General features: G+C 39.1%; 12 protein-coding genes. 3 read left to right on the top strand and 9 right to left on the bottom strand.

Annotated features, from left to right (window positions below; all coding sequences use genetic code 11):
• Positions 1-8 precede the first annotated feature (8 nt).
• The 3 genes from sufB to ACVWYG_RS06800 all read right to left on the bottom strand — a co-directional run bounded on the left by sufB (position 9) and on the right by ACVWYG_RS06800 (position 4,175).
• On the bottom strand, positions 9-1,454 hold the full coding sequence (sufB, locus tag ACVWYG_RS06810) for a Fe-S cluster assembly protein SufB (protein ID WP_457269417.1): 1,446 nt from the start codon (positions 1,452-1,454) through the stop codon (positions 9-11).
• 210 nt (positions 1,455-1,664) lie between these two features.
• Positions 1,665-2,936, bottom strand: a complete 1,272-nt coding sequence (locus tag ACVWYG_RS06805; protein ID WP_457269416.1) for a chloride channel protein — start codon at positions 2,934-2,936, stop codon at positions 1,665-1,667.
• A 291-nt stretch (positions 2,937-3,227) separates the two neighbouring features.
• A complete protein-coding gene (locus tag ACVWYG_RS06800) occupies positions 3,228-4,175 on the bottom strand; it encodes an NADP-dependent oxidoreductase (protein ID WP_457269415.1) in 948 nt (315 codons plus the stop codon).
• A gap of 466 nt (positions 4,176-4,641) precedes the next feature.
• Here ACVWYG_RS06800 and ACVWYG_RS06795 point away from each other — a divergent pair, with 466 nt between their 5' ends.
• On the top strand, positions 4,642-6,435 hold the full coding sequence (locus ACVWYG_RS06795; RefSeq protein ID WP_457269541.1) for a heavy metal translocating P-type ATPase: 1,794 nt from the start codon (positions 4,642-4,644) through the stop codon (positions 6,433-6,435).
• Positions 6,436-6,696: 261 nt separating this feature from the next.
• On the opposite strand, the gene ACVWYG_RS06790 is transcribed toward ACVWYG_RS06795, so the two are convergent.
• Complete coding sequence (locus tag ACVWYG_RS06790) at positions 6,697-8,004, bottom strand: CotH kinase family protein (RefSeq protein WP_457269414.1); 1,308 nt, start codon at positions 8,002-8,004, stop codon at positions 6,697-6,699.
• A gap of 693 nt (positions 8,005-8,697) precedes the next feature.
• Here ACVWYG_RS06790 and ACVWYG_RS06785 point away from each other — a divergent pair.
• Positions 8,698-11,961 carry a SusC/RagA family TonB-linked outer membrane protein gene (locus ACVWYG_RS06785; RefSeq protein ID WP_457269413.1) on the top strand — a complete coding sequence of 1,088 codons (3,264 nt, stop codon included), beginning with the start codon at positions 8,698-8,700 and terminating at the stop codon, positions 11,959-11,961.
• 10 nt (positions 11,962-11,971) lie between these two features.
• Positions 11,972-13,393, top strand: a complete 1,422-nt coding sequence (locus tag ACVWYG_RS06780; RefSeq protein ID WP_457269412.1) for a SusD/RagB family nutrient-binding outer membrane lipoprotein — start codon at positions 11,972-11,974, stop codon at positions 13,391-13,393.
• Positions 13,394-13,910: 517 nt separating this feature from the next.
• Here ACVWYG_RS06780 and ACVWYG_RS06775 read toward each other — a convergent pair.
• From ACVWYG_RS06775 to ACVWYG_RS06755, 5 genes are read right to left on the bottom strand one after another with little or no spacing between them, the layout of a single operon-like run.
• Entirely contained in the window at positions 13,911-15,299 is a 1,389-nt protein-coding gene (locus ACVWYG_RS06775) for a cytochrome b N-terminal domain-containing protein (protein ID WP_457269411.1), read from the bottom strand.
• Position 15,300: 1 nt separating this feature from the next.
• On the bottom strand, positions 15,301-15,810 hold the full coding sequence (locus ACVWYG_RS06770; RefSeq protein WP_457269410.1) for a QcrA and Rieske domain-containing protein: 510 nt from the start codon (positions 15,808-15,810) through the stop codon (positions 15,301-15,303).
• A complete protein-coding gene (locus ACVWYG_RS06765) occupies positions 15,788-16,057 on the bottom strand; it encodes a hypothetical protein (RefSeq protein WP_457269409.1) in 270 nt (89 codons plus the stop codon). The genes ACVWYG_RS06770 and ACVWYG_RS06765 overlap by 23 nt, the downstream gene beginning before the upstream one ends.
• Positions 16,050-16,880 carry a cytochrome c oxidase assembly protein gene (locus ACVWYG_RS06760; RefSeq protein ID WP_457269408.1) on the bottom strand — a complete coding sequence of 277 codons (831 nt, stop codon included), beginning with the start codon at positions 16,878-16,880 and terminating at the stop codon, positions 16,050-16,052. The genes ACVWYG_RS06765 and ACVWYG_RS06760 overlap by 8 nt, the downstream gene beginning before the upstream one ends.
• A gap of 7 nt (positions 16,881-16,887) precedes the next feature.
• Positions 16,888-17,442 carry a cytochrome c oxidase subunit 3 gene (locus ACVWYG_RS06755; protein ID WP_457269407.1) on the bottom strand — a complete coding sequence of 185 codons (555 nt, stop codon included), beginning with the start codon at positions 17,440-17,442 and terminating at the stop codon, positions 16,888-16,890.

Raw genomic sequence — 17,442 nt, 5'->3', positions numbered from 1 at the left:
GTAAAAAATTAACCTACGCTACCCTCTAAACTAATGGCAAGCAGTTTCTGCGCCTCTACGGCAAACTCCATTGGCAGCTGATTCATCACTTCCTTTGCGAAGCCGGTAACGATCATTGCTACAGCTGCTTCTGGAGATATTCCCCGTTGTTGACAGTAAAACATTTGGTCTTCGCCAATTTTTGAAGTCGTTGCTTCATGTTCTATGATGGCTGTTGGGTTTTTAGATTCTATGTATGGAAATGTATGTGCGCCACAGGTGTCACCGAGCAATAAAGAGTCGCATTGCGAGTAATTTCTGGCATTCGTTGCGTTTTTTGATGCACGAACGAGACCTCTATAACTGTTGTGACTTTTACCTGCAGAGATGCCTTTCGAAACAATCCTACTTTTGGTGTTTTTCCCTAAGTGAATCATTTTTGTTCCAGTATCGGCCTGTTGAAAATGGTTTGTTAAAGCAACAGAATAAAACTCACCGATGGTATAATCTCCTTTTAATATTACGCTTGGATATTTCCAAGTGATGGATGAGCCAGTTTCTACTTGAGTCCATGAAATTTTAGCATAATCGCCGGCACATATTCCCCGTTTTGTTACGAAGTTGTAAATGCCACCTTTTCCATTTTCATCTCCAGGGTACCAATTTTGAACGGTAGAATATTTAATTTCTGCTCGTTCTGCTGCAACAAGTTCCACTACGGCAGCATGCAATTGATTTTCATCGCGCATTGGTGCGGTGCATCCTTCTAAATAACTTACATACGCGCCATCTTCGGCGACGATGAGGGTACGCTCAAACTGACCAGAGTTTTCTGCGTTTATCCTAAAATAAGTAGACAACTCCATCGGGCAACGAACACCTTTCGGGATGAAACAGAAAGATCCGTCGGTAAACACAGCAGAGTTCAAAGCCGCAAAATAATTATCCGCCGCAGGCACTACAGAGCCCATATATTTTTTAATCAAGTCTGGATAGTCTTGAATGGCTTCACTTATAGAACAGAAAATTACTCCAATTTCGAAAAGCTGCTTTTTAAAAGAAGTCGCAACAGATACACTGTCCATTACGACATCTACCGCAACTCCGCTTAATCGTTTTTGTTCGTTAAGTGAAATGCCTAATTTCTCAAAAGTTTTAAGTAATTCTGGATCTACTTCATCCAAACTATCTAGTGTGGGCTTTTTCTTTGGCGCAGCATAATAGATAATGTCTTGGTAATTTATTGGTGGATGATGCAAATTACCCCATGCCGGCTCTTCCATTTTCAACCAATGTCTATACGCTTTTAACCTCCATTCAAGCATCCATTCTGGCTCGTTTTTTTTTGCCGAAATGAGGCGAACCACATCTTCACTAAGTCCTTTAGGGATAATGTCGGTTTCAATGTCGGTAACGAAGCCATATTTATAATCGCTTGCTACAGTATCTTCCAACAATTTAATTTCGTCTTCCATATCTCTTAAAATAAGGCTAAGTAAGCCATTCTTTAAGCTGTAAAGGTACGGAACTTTAGGTGTTTGTACAAAAAAGTACAAACAAGAGCTACTCGTTTGTGTCAAGCGAACATCAAAGTTTTATTGCTTTACCGATTTGCCCCTAATTACAGAGGCTGTAAAGAGATTTTTTGAGCAGAGCATCAATTTTAAACCAATTTTCGATGTGCTTCATGACGAACTTACTTTCGGTACATAACTATACACTGTATACCTGCAAATTAGTTGAGCAGCATACTTGGCTATAAAACTTCCAATTAAAATAGGGATAAATAGCAAATAACCTCCTGCAACGAGACTGCAGGTTAAAAACACAGAAGTTAACGGTGCATGAATGGCTGCACTTAAAACAGCTGCCGCGCCCACTAAAGCAAAATTTAACACGATCAAATCTGTGTTAAAACAGTGGTTTAAAAATGTGGCTGTCAACATGCCCAATACAGCGCCAGAAATAATGCTCGGTGCGAAAACACCTCCGTCGCCACCAGCACCCAATGTTAGAGAAGCAACCAAAGGTTTAAACAATACAATAGCAAGTAAAGTTGCACCCAGCGCTACCGATAACGGCTGATGCGCTACCGTTCTCATCAATTCTGGGATGGCATGATAACTATCGCCATAGAGTTGAGGAAGAAAGAAAATTGACAGCCCGACCAACAGTGCACCAATATTTACGCGTATGAAATTATTGCTAATTTTTGCGAAGACTGATTTTATCCATATCACCATTTTTGTAAAATATACAGCCAACAAGCCGCACAAAATCCCCAGAATAATGAAATATGGAATGGCGTGGTTTCCCCAAGAAGTTACATTGAAACTAAACAGCTGTTTACCCCCAATTAATAGTAGTAATGCCCAAGAAACCAACGCAGATGTAGCACAACTGATAAGAAGCGTCATCGTTATTTTTCGTTTAGCAATTACTTCTACAGCAAACAAAAAACCTGCAATTGGACTGCCAAATAATGTTGCGATTCCAGCCGCTACTCCGGCACAAACCAATTCGGTTCTGTAAATATTGGCTATTGCTGTCTTTCTTTGAGCTAAAGCGCCAACTGCTGCGGTGGCAACAACGGTGGAAACCTCTACGCCGGTGGACCCACCGAAAATAATGGTTAAAAACCCATTAAAATAATGAGAAGGAATTTTATACGCCGGTAAGGAGTTTTTTCGATTGTCGAGCGTTTGGTAAATTTCTTTAATGCCTTTATTCTGCTTTCCGCTAAAAACATATTTTCTTAAAAAATAGATAATTGTTATGCCTACGGATGGAAGAATAATAAATATTAGAGGAATTTCAGATGCTCTATGGAAGATAAGGTCTTCGTATTTTGCGGTGATGCCCTTTAAGGAAGCAGCAAGCAGCGCCGATGCCAAACTTACCAAAATTGAGGTGACTAATAATTTTAAATAATTTACGCGGATAATCCTTTTTCGCATTTTAGAAAAAATATAAGGTGCTTTTTGCAAATATAGTTACAATTGCCATCATCAAAACATCAGAATGCGAAGCTTGTTTTCTAATAACTTGTGATTGTTGTGGTTTGGCGTAAAATAGAATTTCTCAACCCAACTTTATCAATTAGTTCAATAAAAATCGACTCTATTAAATTGGATAAAAGTATTAGCGCTAATTGCAAAAACCCAGCAACAAGCTGGGTTTTTACTTTTTATACGATAAACAAAACAAAAAGCTGTAATGTTCAGTCCGAATAGATTAGTGCTAAAGGTTTAAAAAATCCTCAAAACTAGCTTTCCACGCACATGTCCATTTGCGCTTTCACGCAATGCCTGAGGCGCTTCCTCTAAACTAAAAACGCCGCTAACATTTGGAATTACAGCACCATCTTGTATTAAAGCGGCAATTTCGTCTAATTGACCTTTATTAGATTTAGCCATAAATGCTTCCACCCTGATGTTTTTTGCCTTTGCTTCTTGTTCTACTGAAACACCTACGATAGAAATTAACCTACCACCCTCTTTTAAAACCAGCAACGACTTTTCTTGGGTTTCGCCTCCAATGGTATCCAAAACCAGATCGATTTCCTTTAGCTCCTTCTCAAAGTTTTCTTTGGTATAGTCAATCACCTCATCCGCACCAAGTTTGCTAACAAAACTCACATTGTCAGTAGAGCAAGTTCCAATTACGTAGGCGCCTTTACTTTTTGCAAATTGAACAGCTAATGAACCCACGCCACCAGATGCTGCATGAATTAATACTTTTTCTCCTTTTTTAAGGTTTCCGTATTGAAACAATCCTTGCCAAGCAGTTAATCCCGCCAAGGGGATGCCGCCTGCGTCTGTAAACGAAATGTTTGTTGGTTTAGAAGAAACGATGCTTTCTTGGACTACAATAAATTCTGCATACGCCCCTTCTCTATCTAGATCTGGCTTACAAAAAACCTCGTCCCCGATGGAAAATGATTTAACACTTTTGCCAACTGCTTCTACTACACCGGCAAGGTCCCAGCCCGGCGTTACGGGCAATTTCATTGGAAATCTATCCTTAGCTTTTCCCTCAATAATTTTCCAATCTACCGGATTAATTCCCGCAGCATGCACTCTTATCAATATTTCTTTATCTTTTGGTTCAGGAACAGGTATGGTTTCTAACTTTAATTGATCTACTGATCCGTAGGCATTAAGTCGCATCGCCCTCATCTCTTTCTTTGTGCTCATTTCTTTCATAATTTGTGTTGATATCTGAAAACATACAATTGTTCTTCTATTAAAAAAAACATAAACATGTTGAATAGGTTTTATCTAAATCTAAATAGAGGTTTAATTGTGTGCAGAAGTTGGCGAGGAGCAATTGGTGAGTAGAAAATAAACGGCGTGAATTAAAGATGTTGTCGGCACAGATTCTATTAGCTAGCGACCTTTTCCACTTTTTAAATCATTCAGGCAAAATTATTAATCGATAGAAAATGTTTTTAAATTCGGCCATTCTATTTTACAATCTACTTAAATTATCACATTGGAATCAATTCAAAAAACCGACCGACCGAAACCTCAAAAAGATTGTTGTGGAAATGAACAAACCCATAGTGAAGATGATGGGCACAGCCACGGGGGCGAAACAGATGGTTGGCTAAACCATTGGCCACTGATCTTAGCCCTGGCAATATTGGGTGTTACGCAAGTGATGCATTTTGGTTTTCAGGTTACCTTCGGTCTTATCATAAATTTAATTGTATTTGGAATTGCGCTGCTCCTTGCAGGATACAATGTTTTTAATTTGGCCTTTCGAAAAGCGATTCGATTTGATTTTTTTAACGAATTTTTTCTGATGAGCGTTGCCACGATCGGCGCGTTCGCCATAGGTTCTTTTAGCGAGGGCGTAGCGGTGATGGTTTTTTATTCCATTGGCGAGTGGTTTCAAGATGTGGCCGTTGGAAACGCAAAGAAAAGTATTAAAGCGCTGTTAGATGTTCGGCCAGACGTGGTGGAGGTAATGAGAAATGGACAATTTATTACGGTAACTCCAACAGAAGTTCAAATGGGAGAGATTATCCATATAAAAGCGGGAGAAAAAGTAGCGTTAGATGGGGAAATGATGTCGGCGAAAGCCACGTTTAATACCGCTGCGCTTACGGGCGAGAGTAAACCTGATGAGAAAATAAAAGGTGATACCGTTTACGCAGGTATGATTAATTTAAATGCCGTTGCCGAAATTAAAGTAACCGCTAATTTTAAAGACAGTAAGTTGAGTAAAATTTTGGAGATGGTGCAGGATGCGACGGCCCGAAAATCGCAAACACAGCTTTTCATCTCCCGTTTTGCAAAAGTATACACACCCATTGTGTTTACCCTGGCCGTGCTATTGGTGCTTTTACCGATGCTTATCGTGAGCGAATATCAGTTCCACGAATGGTTTTATCGTAGCCTGGTATTCTTAGTAATTAGTTGTCCTTGTGCCTTGGTGGTTTCTATTCCGCTAGGGTATTTCGGCGGCATCGGACTTGCATCTAAACATGGCATATTATTTAAAGGAGGCAATTTTTTAGATGTCATGACAAAAATTGACACCGTTGTAATGGACAAAACCGGAACTTTAACAAAAGGCGTTTTTAAGGTACAAAAGGTTTATGCAGAACGCATCGATGAGGAGACGTTACTGAAGTATGCCGCAGCTATAGAAAGTAAATCTACTCACCCGATTGCCAAAGCAATAGAAGATTACGTAGGTAAATCGAAGCAACAGGTAGAAATTAAAGAGGTACATGAGCTAGCTGGTTATGGCTTACAGGCTGAGATAAATGGAAAGCGCATCCTTGCCGGAAACTTAAAATTACTTAAGAAATTCGGGATCAGATTTGACGAGTCGCTAGAAAATATAAAGGAAACAATTGTAGTTTTAGCAGTCGATGATGAATATGTGGGCTACATCACCATCGCTGATGAGCTTAAAGAAGATGCAAAAGTTGCCATCGAAAAATTACAAAAGCTGGGCATCAAAACGGTTATGCTTAGCGGCGACAAACAAATGGTGGTAGATGAGGTTGCACGCGTGCTAAACATCGATCAGGCATACGGTAGTTTGATGCCAGAAGATAAGGTGGCGCACTTGCAAACGTTGATAGATCAAAATAAACGCATTGCTTTTGTGGGCGATGGTATAAACGATGCCCCCGTAATTGCCCTTGCAGATGCCGGAATTGCCATGGGCGGTTTGGGTAGCGATGCGGCAATAGAAACGGCCGACATTGTGATCCAGAACGATCAGCCGTCTAAAATTTGGACGGCCATTAAAATTGGCAAACTTACCCGAAACATCGTTTGGCAAAATATAGCTCTGGCCATGGGGATAAAAATTATAGTGCTGGCATTGGGCGCCGGCGGTATTGCCACATTATGGGAGGCCGTTATTGCCGATGTTGGTGTAGCCCTATTGGCGATATTGAATGCAGTGCGGATACAAAATAAGAAAATCGATTGAGGAATAGGCAGAGAAGTCAGATAAATACCCTAAAAACCCTATCAAGACAGCGTTTTATGCAACATGATTTTCAGGTCGCAACCGTCAACTTTCATCACTTTTAGAACGGGAAATGGTACAAGCTACCCTTTAGTAATTAAGTTTTAACAGATTGTATGATGTCCGAATGCAAGGAAATCGTATTTACGTTGCAAAGTTGAGAAGATTGTTTGCTATAATTCCATAAGCGCCACGACTTTCAACTTTAAATGCTCAACACCATCATAAAGTATTAATTGCGCCGTCCATCCAGGTAATCCTGTCTGTTAGCCAAGTTTTAACATAATTGACCTCGCTGTCGTAATTAGTGCCAATAAAATTATTCGGCCACACATAAACGCCCAACACTGGCCATTTAGCAAAATTTTTATCTATAACCTGCGCTTTCGAAAGCACATTTGCATATCCGTCTATATTAGCCAACAAAACGTTTTGTGCCATCGGACCTGCTTTTAGTTCATTCCATCGTGCTTTCAATTTGACTACATAATTTGGATCCTCAAGCAATTTGCTCCACCAAAACGGAACTAAATTTCCATCTGCAGAACAGCGGTCATTAAATTTATAGGCCCATACGTCGCTGCTGCCGCCGCCACAATAATCTGCATTGCCGAAACCCAGATTGAAATCCCAAATGGGGCCTGCTTTAAGTTTTCCGTTTTTGTCTTTGTTAAGAAAAGTGCTTAAACGATACCCATCTACATTGTTAGACAGTTCGTTTAATAAGAAGAAGTCTATAAAGCTCGGAACGTCGATGTATGCCGCATAACCAAGAGATGGATTGGCAAAATCAGTAGAATTAAGTGATTTTTCAAAATCGCCGATATAATTGGAAATGTAAGTTTTTTGGGCAGCGGTTATGTCTTTAGCTTTCGGATATTCGTATAAAAAATTAATTTTCTGATCTGCGGAAGCGCCTATGGGTGTTACGGTCGAAGAAAAAGAATTTTCGCTATTATATCCGCTGCCAACATTGTTTCCGGCAAGTTTATCTATTTTTAAAATGTAACCCCCTGTTACATCTTCGCCGCTATTCTCACTAGATTTCAATTTGTCTATATTTATTCTGCTTTCATTTCTCTTCAGTTTTTCCATCAAGACATAAATGCCTTTATATTCTCTATTGACTGTAAGCTCTACAAAAGCAGTGCGACTTGCATAATCGCCCATTTTGCGCGCAAGATCGTAAATTAGCACATTTCTAATTAGAGATTTGTCACTGTATGGTCCGTACAAAATCCAGTCTTCTTCTGCTGGTAGGCCAAGTAAAGAGGTAGAAAGACCATTGTTATTTGCATCTCGAATCTCTAAACCGTAAGATTTTTTTGGAAAAGTTTGCGATGTTGCGCCTCTTAATTCGATTCCCAGACTGCCATCGAAAGAGGTCTTGTCAAATTGCGAGATGGTTATTTTTCCGTTCACTTTTGGGTCGTCGACAATACTGTCTGTGGTAACAACTAAAATTTTCGGCAGCCTATAATCTACTACTTTCACCGTGTCTACAGGTGGTTCGGAAATCGGATCTGCCATTTTCTTGCAGCCGAACTGGACTGAGGATATAAGCAACGCGCAAAAGACCAGCGCGAAAAAGTATTTTTGCGAAGAATTTATTTTCATAATACGGTTAGAATTCAATCAAATATAGTCTTTTTATTAAAAAAATTTCGTTTGTTTTAGCGTGTAAAAAGGAAGGCAGAAAGAGGAGGTTTTAGTTTATTTATGCGCGCCGCAATTTTAAATACACTCGGTTTAACAGCTCGAAGAGCCGAAGGTCGGTTTGAGCGTTCCTCTATAAAAAGTAATAAATAGAAAAAAGTAAAAAGGCCGATTGCAAAATGATTTCCCTTTGTATTTGCGCCCTGCTAACGCTAACGATAGAAAGCATAACCCGATAAGCTGCCAATTAGCACCTAATCGGAGTATTTGTGACAGTGTGTCAATGCGCTTAAATTAATATAGATAAATACATCTTCGACCGATAAACCACCGCCTTTAAATAATTAGGCGGTTTCGAGTGCATAAATTTAATTCTATACAATGATTGTCACTGTGTTTAAGGCATTTACTAAAATATTTAAATTTTATTACAAATAGCTGATTGATACAAATTTAACTAACCGTAAGCGAAAATATTTTGATTTTATTTGTGTATAATGATTTTGTTACATTACCTTACATTTATTTTTATTAACTCTTCAATCAACTAACTTAACTTCAAATCGTATGAAAAAACTTGCACAAAGTTTATTTATCTTGCTGTTCTTTGCGTCTACCGCACTGGCACAAGACCGTACCGTTTCTGGTATGGTAACTGACAAAGCGGATGGACTTCCTATCCCGGGCGTTAGTGTAAAAGTAAAAGGAACAAACGTAGCAACACAAACAAGTGCTGACGGAAAGTTTTCTTTGAAATTACCATCAAACTCTACAACCCTCGTAATTTCTTACTTAGGTTTTATCTCGCAGGAGTTGCTGATTTCTAGCGCAAATTCCTATAATGTTTCTTTGGTATCTTCCTCTAGGCAGCTTTCTGAAGTAATCGTTACGGCATTCGGATTAGAAAGAAAGCGAAACCAAGTTCCCTACGCTGCCCAGCAAGTTTCGGGTGCGGAGGTGAGTGACAACAGGTCTACTAATGTTTTAGGTAGTTTATCTGGCAAAATTTCTGGTTTAGAAGTTAAGCAAAACAATGGTTTGGGGGCATCTACAAATGTAATTTTAAGAGGCGTGAAATCTATTACGGGAAACAATCAGGCTTTGTTTGTCGTAGATGGAGTACCTGTAGACAATTCAAATACCAATAGATCTGGTCAGAGCCAAGGTGGTGGCGGTTATGATTATGGTTCGCCTGCATCAGACATAAATCCAGACAACATTGAATCTGTAACTGTTTTAAAAGGCGCTGCGGCGTCGGCCTTATATGGTTCGAGGGGAAGTAATGGAGTAATTTTGATCACAACAAAAAAAGGAAGTAACGGGTTAGGAATTGTCGTAAATACCGGATTGAGCGTAGGAATGCTAGATAAAAGTACCTTTGTAACTTACCAACACGAATATGGTGGTGGTTACGGCGCCTTTTATGAAAACAGGGATGTCCCCGTGGGTAGTGCAAACTACAGAAGATTTTTTTACAGAGATGTAAATGGTGATGGCGCAAAGGACTATGTTTTCCCTACAACTGAAGATGCTTCTTACGGAGCTAAGTTTGATCCAAATTTGCTCGTTTATCAATGGGATGCTTTTGAAAAAACTTCTCCAAACTATAAAAAAGCAACCCCTTGGGTAGCTGCTGCAAATGATCCTACCACTTTTTTTGAATCTCCAGTCTCTAATAATCAAAACATACTGTTGACAGGCGGAGGAGATAATGGGACCTTTAAACTTGGGTTTGATAGAAGTAATGATCAAGGCATTCTACCAAATTCTAAGCTCAATAAAAATATAATAAACTTTGGGGGTACGTATAATATTACTAAGCAACTTACCGCCGGTGCCAACATTAACTATTATAATATTAATGGTTCTGGAAGAGGAGGTACTGGATATGATGGTGCCAGTGGACGAAATGTATTGACCAACTTTAGAGAATGGTGGCAAGTAAATACCGACGTTAAAGAACAGAAAGATGCTTACTACAGAACTGGTCGTAAAAACGCAACGTGGAACTATGCAGATCCTGATAATCTTACCCCTATTTATTGGGATAATCCTTATTTTGTAAGATTTACAAATGTAGAAAGCGACACCAGAAATAGATATTTGGGAAATGTGAGTTTAAACTACAAACCTTTAGATTGGCTAAATATCACAGGAAGAGTTTCGTTGGATAGTTATGCAACTTTACAAGAAGAAAGAAAATCAGTAGGCAGTGTTGGTGTTCCTTATTATTCAAGATTTAATCAATCTGTAAGCGAAACAAACTTTGATTTATTGGCCAATGTCGATAAAAATATATCAGAAGATTTCAACTTTAAAGCACTTCTTGGAACCAACATCAGAAAACAACAAAACAATTTCGTTTCTGCAATTACGAATGGAGGGTTAATAGTGGATGGAATATATGCGCTATCCAACTCCGTTAATACACCAAATGCGCCAACAGAATTTGAGGGAAAAAGAGAGGTAGATGGTGTTTTTGCCGGTGCAACCCTTTCTTATAAAACTTTTTTAACTTTAGATGGAACGATCAGAAGAGATGCTTCTTCTACGTTGCCAAAAGGCAATAATGTGTATTATTATCCATCAGTTTCTGTAGGATTTGTATTCTCAGAATTAATGAAAGATCAATCTTGGTTATCTTATGGAAAATTGAGAGCTAACTATGCTCAGGTAGGTAGCGATGCAGGTTATTATAACATTACCGATACTTATACCATTATTCCGCCATTCGGATCTGCTGCTCAAGTAGCTGTTGGAGGTACTAAAAACAATCAGAACTTGAAGCCTGAAAGGACCGATAGTTATGAAGCAGGATTGGAAATGTCATTCTTAAAAAATAGACTTGGGTTTGACGCTACTTATTTCAAAACAAGTACGGTTGATCAAATTTTGCCAGTAACCGTTTCTACAGCGACCGGTTACAGTTCGAAATTTCTTAATTCTGGTACTGTAGAGAATAAGGGTTTTGAGCTTTCGATGAATGGTATACCGCTAAGAACTAATGATTTTAGTTGGAAAATTAATGCCAATTGGTCTAGGTTAAGAAGTAAAGTGACAGAATTATTTAAAGACGATTCCGGACAACAAGCTCAGAATTTGCAACTTGGCATTTTCCAAGGCGGAATTACGTCTAACGCTTCCTTAGGTCAACCTTTTGGAATTCTACGAGGAACTGATTTTATTTATGACAGTCAAGGACAGAAGGTTATTGATGCAAATGGGTTTTATGAAAAAACCGCCACTTCAAATAATAACATCGGTAATCCCAATGCAGATTGGATAGGAGGCATAAATAATAGCTTTACTTATAAAAATTTAACATTTAGTTTCTTAGTCGATATTCGTCATGGTGGCGATGTATTCTCAGCAGATTTATATTATGGATTAGCCACTGGTTTATATCCTGAAACTGCGGGGCTTAATGAACTTGGCAATCCATCGAGAGATCCGTTAAGTAGCGGTGGAGGGATCTTAAACAAGGGAGTTACGGCAGATGGAAAACCAAATACAGTTAGAATTAGCAATTCGAATTATGGTAATTTAGGGTATAGCATAAATCCAGATAAAGCGTTTGTATACGATGCAAGTTTTGTCAAACTAAGAGAAGCTGTGTTAAATTATTCGCTTCCAAAGTCTTTCATTGCAAAACTAAATCCTGTAAAAGCAGTTGATGTTTCTCTAGTAGGACGAAATCTTTGGATTATACACAAGAACCTACCATATTCAGATCCCGAAGAAGGATTGAGTTCTGGCAATATTCAAGGATATCAGGTTGGTGCCCAACCAACAACCAGAACTATAGGTTTTAATTTAAAATTTAAATTCTAAATACAGGAAAATGAAAAAGATATTTTTAATTTTTGTACCCATATTCATTTTGTCGGCTTGTACTAAGGATTTGACGAGTTTAAACGTTGATCCAAAAAACCCGCTTAATGTACCTTCATCTGCATTGTTTACCAATGCTCAGAGAAGTCTATCTAATGTATTAACCTCCTCAAATGTTAATTCCAATATATTTAGATTGGTAGAGCAACAGTGGCAGGAAACAACCTACACAGATGAAAGTAATTACGATTTCACCACACGGCCAATTCCAGATAATCTTTGGAATGTGCTTTACAGTGTTGTGATTAAAAATTTTGATGAAACCAAGAAAAAGGTTGCTCAAGATGTGGCTGATCCAGCAGTGCTAAAAAACGATATTGCCATCACTGATATCATGCAGGTTTATGCCTTTTACTATTTAGTAACCACTTATGGTGATATTCCGTATTCTCAAGCATTAGACATTACCAATACTTTTCCAAAATACGATGATGCAAAGACAGTATATTACGACTTGCTGACTAGGTTGGATGCAGATATTGCAGCATTAAACCCTGCTGCCGGAAGTTTTAGCGGTGCCGATATCATTTATGGTGGAGATGTAACAAGCTGGAAAAAGTTTGCAAATACTTTGAAATTAAAAATGGGAATCACTATTGCGGATTCCGACCCTACAAAAGCAAAAACTGTAGTGGAATCTGCAGCTCCAAATGCGTTCACTTCTGCGGCTGATAACGCTTTGTTCAGATACCAAAGTAGCCCCCCAAACACAAATCCAATTTGGGTGGATTTAGTGCAAAGTGGGCGAAAGGATTTTGTTGGAGCGAGTACATTGGTAGATAAATTGAAATCATTAGCAGATCCTAGATTACCACTTTATCTCACAGTTGATGGAGCGGGAGGTTATTCGGGAGGTACGCCTGGAGAAAGTAGCGCCTATGCAACATTTTCTAAACCAGCAGTTGCATTAACAGCACCGGATTATCCGAGTCTGCTTTTAAGCTATTCTGAAACAGAACTTAACTTGGCAGAAGCTGTAGAGAGAGGTTTTTCTGTCGGTGGTACTGCAATAGGGCATTACAATGCAGGAGTAACCGCTTCAATAAAATATTGGGGTGGTTCTGATGCAAATGCAACTATTTATTTAGCCACCCCTGGGGCAAATTATTTAACTGCAGCAGCTACTTACAAAGAAAAAATTGGTATTCAAAAGTGGTTGGCTTTATACAATAGAGGTTGGGATGCCTGGATAGAGCAAAGACGATTGGATTTTCCAAAGTTATTACCACCCGCAAGTGCACAAAGTGGTTTTCCTGTGCGTTTGAGGTATCCAATTAATGAACAAAATATTAATACAAGTAATTACAAAGCTGCAGCTACCGCCATTGGTGGCGATAAGGTGGAGACAAAATTATTTTTTGATAAGTTTTAAACCGATTAATGTCACGAATTAAATGGGAGGTAGTTTAAACTACCTCCCTTTTTTTTTTATGGCCTTTTATTCAAAATTTGAATCCGCACAATGTGTTTAGTCCAAAATTAATTATCCAGTCAATTTGATTGGTTTTGGAAGAAGTCATTTCAATTTTTTGACCGATTTATCTTTGTTTAAGAAATTCCAACGAACAAAATTTCGTTTAAAAAGGTGGGCAAGCTCCTGAAAATGCTGAAATCCATGTTGTCTTGGTCTTAGTATGCAAAAGCAGAAAGTTAGCAGACATTAATAGTTTTTTAAGTTAAACCTTGACAAGAAAAATTGCCGTGATAAATCAGCATTATGCCATCAATGTTATCGTTGAATCATTTGTTAAGCGCTAACGACAGAAGCGGCATCTTTTTGGGCTTTTCTGCCAAAAAAATACAGCGGATGGCGTGTTAAAGCGCCCAAATAATTTTTATCCTCAACATAAACCTCAGCTTTAATCTGAATCTTTAAACCTTGCCTAAACCTATTTTCTTGTCTTCAAGAAACTTACAATATCGTTCATCTCGTCTTTGGTAAGAATACCTCCATAAGCAGGCATATTGAGTGCGCCATTTGTAATCATTACTTTAAGTTGTTGTTCATTCCAAGACCTGCTGACGTTTGAAAGGTCTGGTCCGCGCTTGCCACCAACTCCATTTATTCGGTGACAATACTGACAACCTTTTTTATAGAAGAGATTTAAGCCGTGCTCTAAATTTACTTGCTTAAACTTCATGGTATTTGCCAATGGTGGCGTATTAAAATGTGGCGACCAATCTGCCTGATAGCCCAAATACATAAAGCCAAATATAAAAGATAATGTAGTTATGACTCCGAAAACTGCCCATGGTCTTCTGATGGCGTGACGCTCGCCCCGGTTGGAGATGAATGGAACTGATAGAAAAATTAAAATGGTAAACAATGGTCCGAAAAAGATAATGTACGAACCGATTTTGGGGGGCATGAGGGCAAATACAGCGAAAAACGGAATCATATACCAATCTGGTTCTGGCACAGCATTTATAGAGGATGGATCTGGCGCTTTTGTTAAGGCGGGGGCACCAAAAACGATCGCTAAGCCAATAATTGCCAAAACAACGCAAGCGCCGAATAGTGCATCTCGCCAAGCGGCATTTGGCCAAAATGGCACGCCCACTTTTTTAAGCATGTCGCTGTACCACTTCCTATATGTTTTTGGATCTACCAAACGACCGGCTTTTGGCGGTTCTGATATGCCATTTCTAATTACCAAAAACAAATGCAAGCCTATAAGCAAAAACATGAGTGCCGGGATAGCGAATACGTGAAATGCAAAGAACCTGCTCAGCGTATTGTCGCCGATGGTTGAGCCACCAAGTAGCACCCGGGCCAGATAATCTCCAATAATTGGCACCCGACCAGCTTGTTGTGCGGCGACCACCGTGCTCCAAACGCCATTGCTATCCCATCTTAATAGCTGGCCGGTAAAGCCCATCGCAACCGTTAAAAACAGTAGAATAACACCCGTTACCCAATTTATTTCTCTCGGATATTTGTAGGCTGCGGTAATGTAAACCCTAATAAGATGTATGCCCGCAAATAGCACCATGCCGGAGGCGCCATAGAAATGGATGCCGCGTAACACATTGCCTAAAAAAGCTTGATTGGTAATGTATTGCAAAGAGTGGTAAGCATTGGCAGAGGAAGGCTCGTATAAAAAGCTTAACCCAATTCCGGTAACAACCTGTAGTAAGAAGCAAAAAAGCGTTGCGCTTCCAAATACATAGCTCCATTTGCTATTTGGCGGCACTAAATGGTTAAGCAAAGGCTTTACAGCAGCGCCGATGCCAGTTCTATCCTCTATATAATTACTTAATTTTTTGAGCCAAGCCATGCTAGGAAATCATCTTTGTAATGGGTACTGGGGCCGTTTGTATTTCTATGTTACCGTTTTTCGGCCGCACTTCATATTGCACCAAAGCTTTCGGTGGTGGACCAGCAGCTACCGAGCCGTCCTTATAGTAAACGCCGCCATGGCATGGACACATAAATAAATCCGCTCCTTCTTCCCAGCGAATTGGACATCCTAGATGCGTACAATTAATGGAAAAGGCTGTAAACTTTTTTTCGGAATCTCTGCGTAACCAAGCGGCCGATTGATCGCTTTCTCCAGCCAATGTGTTATTATTTGCGTTGGTAAATTTAACCAATCTGGTATCTCCAATTTTAAAATCCCCTAGCTTGGCAACCTCTCGCCACGTTTGTTTTTGTTTTTTAATAAGTGGATTAAACAGCGCTCCTATCACCGGAATTCCGGCACCTAAAGCAGCTAGACCACCCAAACCAATACTTAGTTTCAAGAGGAAGTTACGTCTTCCTTCGCTAATTTCTTTTTCTTGTTTCATCGATTAAATCTTTTATCCATCCTCGTATGGAAATAACAATGGTTACAAAGCCGACAACAGAAATAATCCACGTTGTTAGAATGCCCCAGAGTAGAAATGTAAATCCGAAAGCAAGAAAAAATGGCCAATAGGTAGGTTTGGGAAGCGTTTGTGGTCTTGCTTCATCCGTCCAGGTTTTTACCTGTTCTATTAAAATATCGTTGGTAATCTCTCTATCCATTACACCTACGTCCGCTGTCTTACTCATAATAACTTCCTTTCCAAATGGGCGTTTTGATTTTTGGCATGTCTTTGTCTTTTATCCAATGAAAAAATAGGTAGCAGCAACCACAAATGTATATGAAACAGCAAGGCACCCACATAATAAGGCCGGCTGCTTGTTGATCTGTGCTTCTCGTGATGTTCCAATTTTTTAAGATCATAGTTGAGAAGCCGTACACATCAGGCATAAAATAGTGTGCATATAACGATGGCGGCGCAAAAGTAAGGTACAGGCCCAATATGGAGCAACCGATGCAAGCCGTAAATAGATAAACGATGCCCAATAATGGATGTAAGCGCAAAGACTTTATCGGGCCCATAATTGGCCAGGCGAATAATACACCTGCGAAAAGAAGCGTTACCGTATGTAAAAAAGGGAGCAGATTAAAGCTAAAAGTGCTATGATGCATAGGAAAAACCGCGTCGAAGACAATTGGAATGTGCCAAAACCACATCGTGCCTATTCCAGAAATCCATCCCAACCATGGCCAATTGTTCATAGTTGTAGAAACGACAGTAGTTAGTTTATGGGATTTGGGAAGATCTTTAGGAAGGCCGATTACCAGCAGCGGCCCACAAATAAGCAATAAAAAAATATGAACGAGCATATAAGCACTTAATAAATAACGCATACCGAGAAAGTGTAGCGGCGAAGTAGTAACTAAAAGCATCAAAACCAAAGCTGAAAAATAACTTCTTGATCCTTTTGTAAACTTTCCTGCCGATAACTTAAAGTATGTGAAAGTGAGAAACACCGTTAAAAAAATTGCGCCCCAATCAACCATCCAATAACTTGATAGATTCTCCATATTTAGCTCATCTAATAAAATAGGGTGAAACATAAATTAGTGTAAAAACAATTACCCAAACCACATCTACAAAATGCCAATACAAACCAATTGTTTCTATAACGTTTGATTGATGATCTCTAAAATTTCCCTTAAAAATTAAATAAATAAGGATACAAAGCATCACTAAACCCACAATAACATGGAAAGCATGAAAACCGGTCAACGTAAAATAATTGGTACCAAACATATTATTGCTGATGGTAAAGTTGGCCGCAAGTAAGTTTTTATATTCTATTGCCTGACCAGATAAAAAAGTAAAGCCCAATATTACCGTAACAATCATCCAAATTTTAAGGTTTTTATAATTGCCTTTTTTATAATTTCGCTCTGCGAGATAAAGTGTAAAACTGCTTAGAAAAAGCGCCATAGTAAAGATACTTTCCGCTTTAATGTTTAACAATGATTTAGATTGACTGCCAAAATTGGAGTTTAAGGCGAAGTACACGTAGGCAATCACCAGCGATATGAAGAGGATGGCTTCTGTGGCAATAACCAATTTCATCATCAGTTTATTTTCCAT

The organism is Pedobacter sp. UYEF25, from assembly GCF_054061655.1.
Note: the sequence above shows the minus strand (reverse complement) of the source record. Positions and strands in the feature narration are given on the sequence as shown.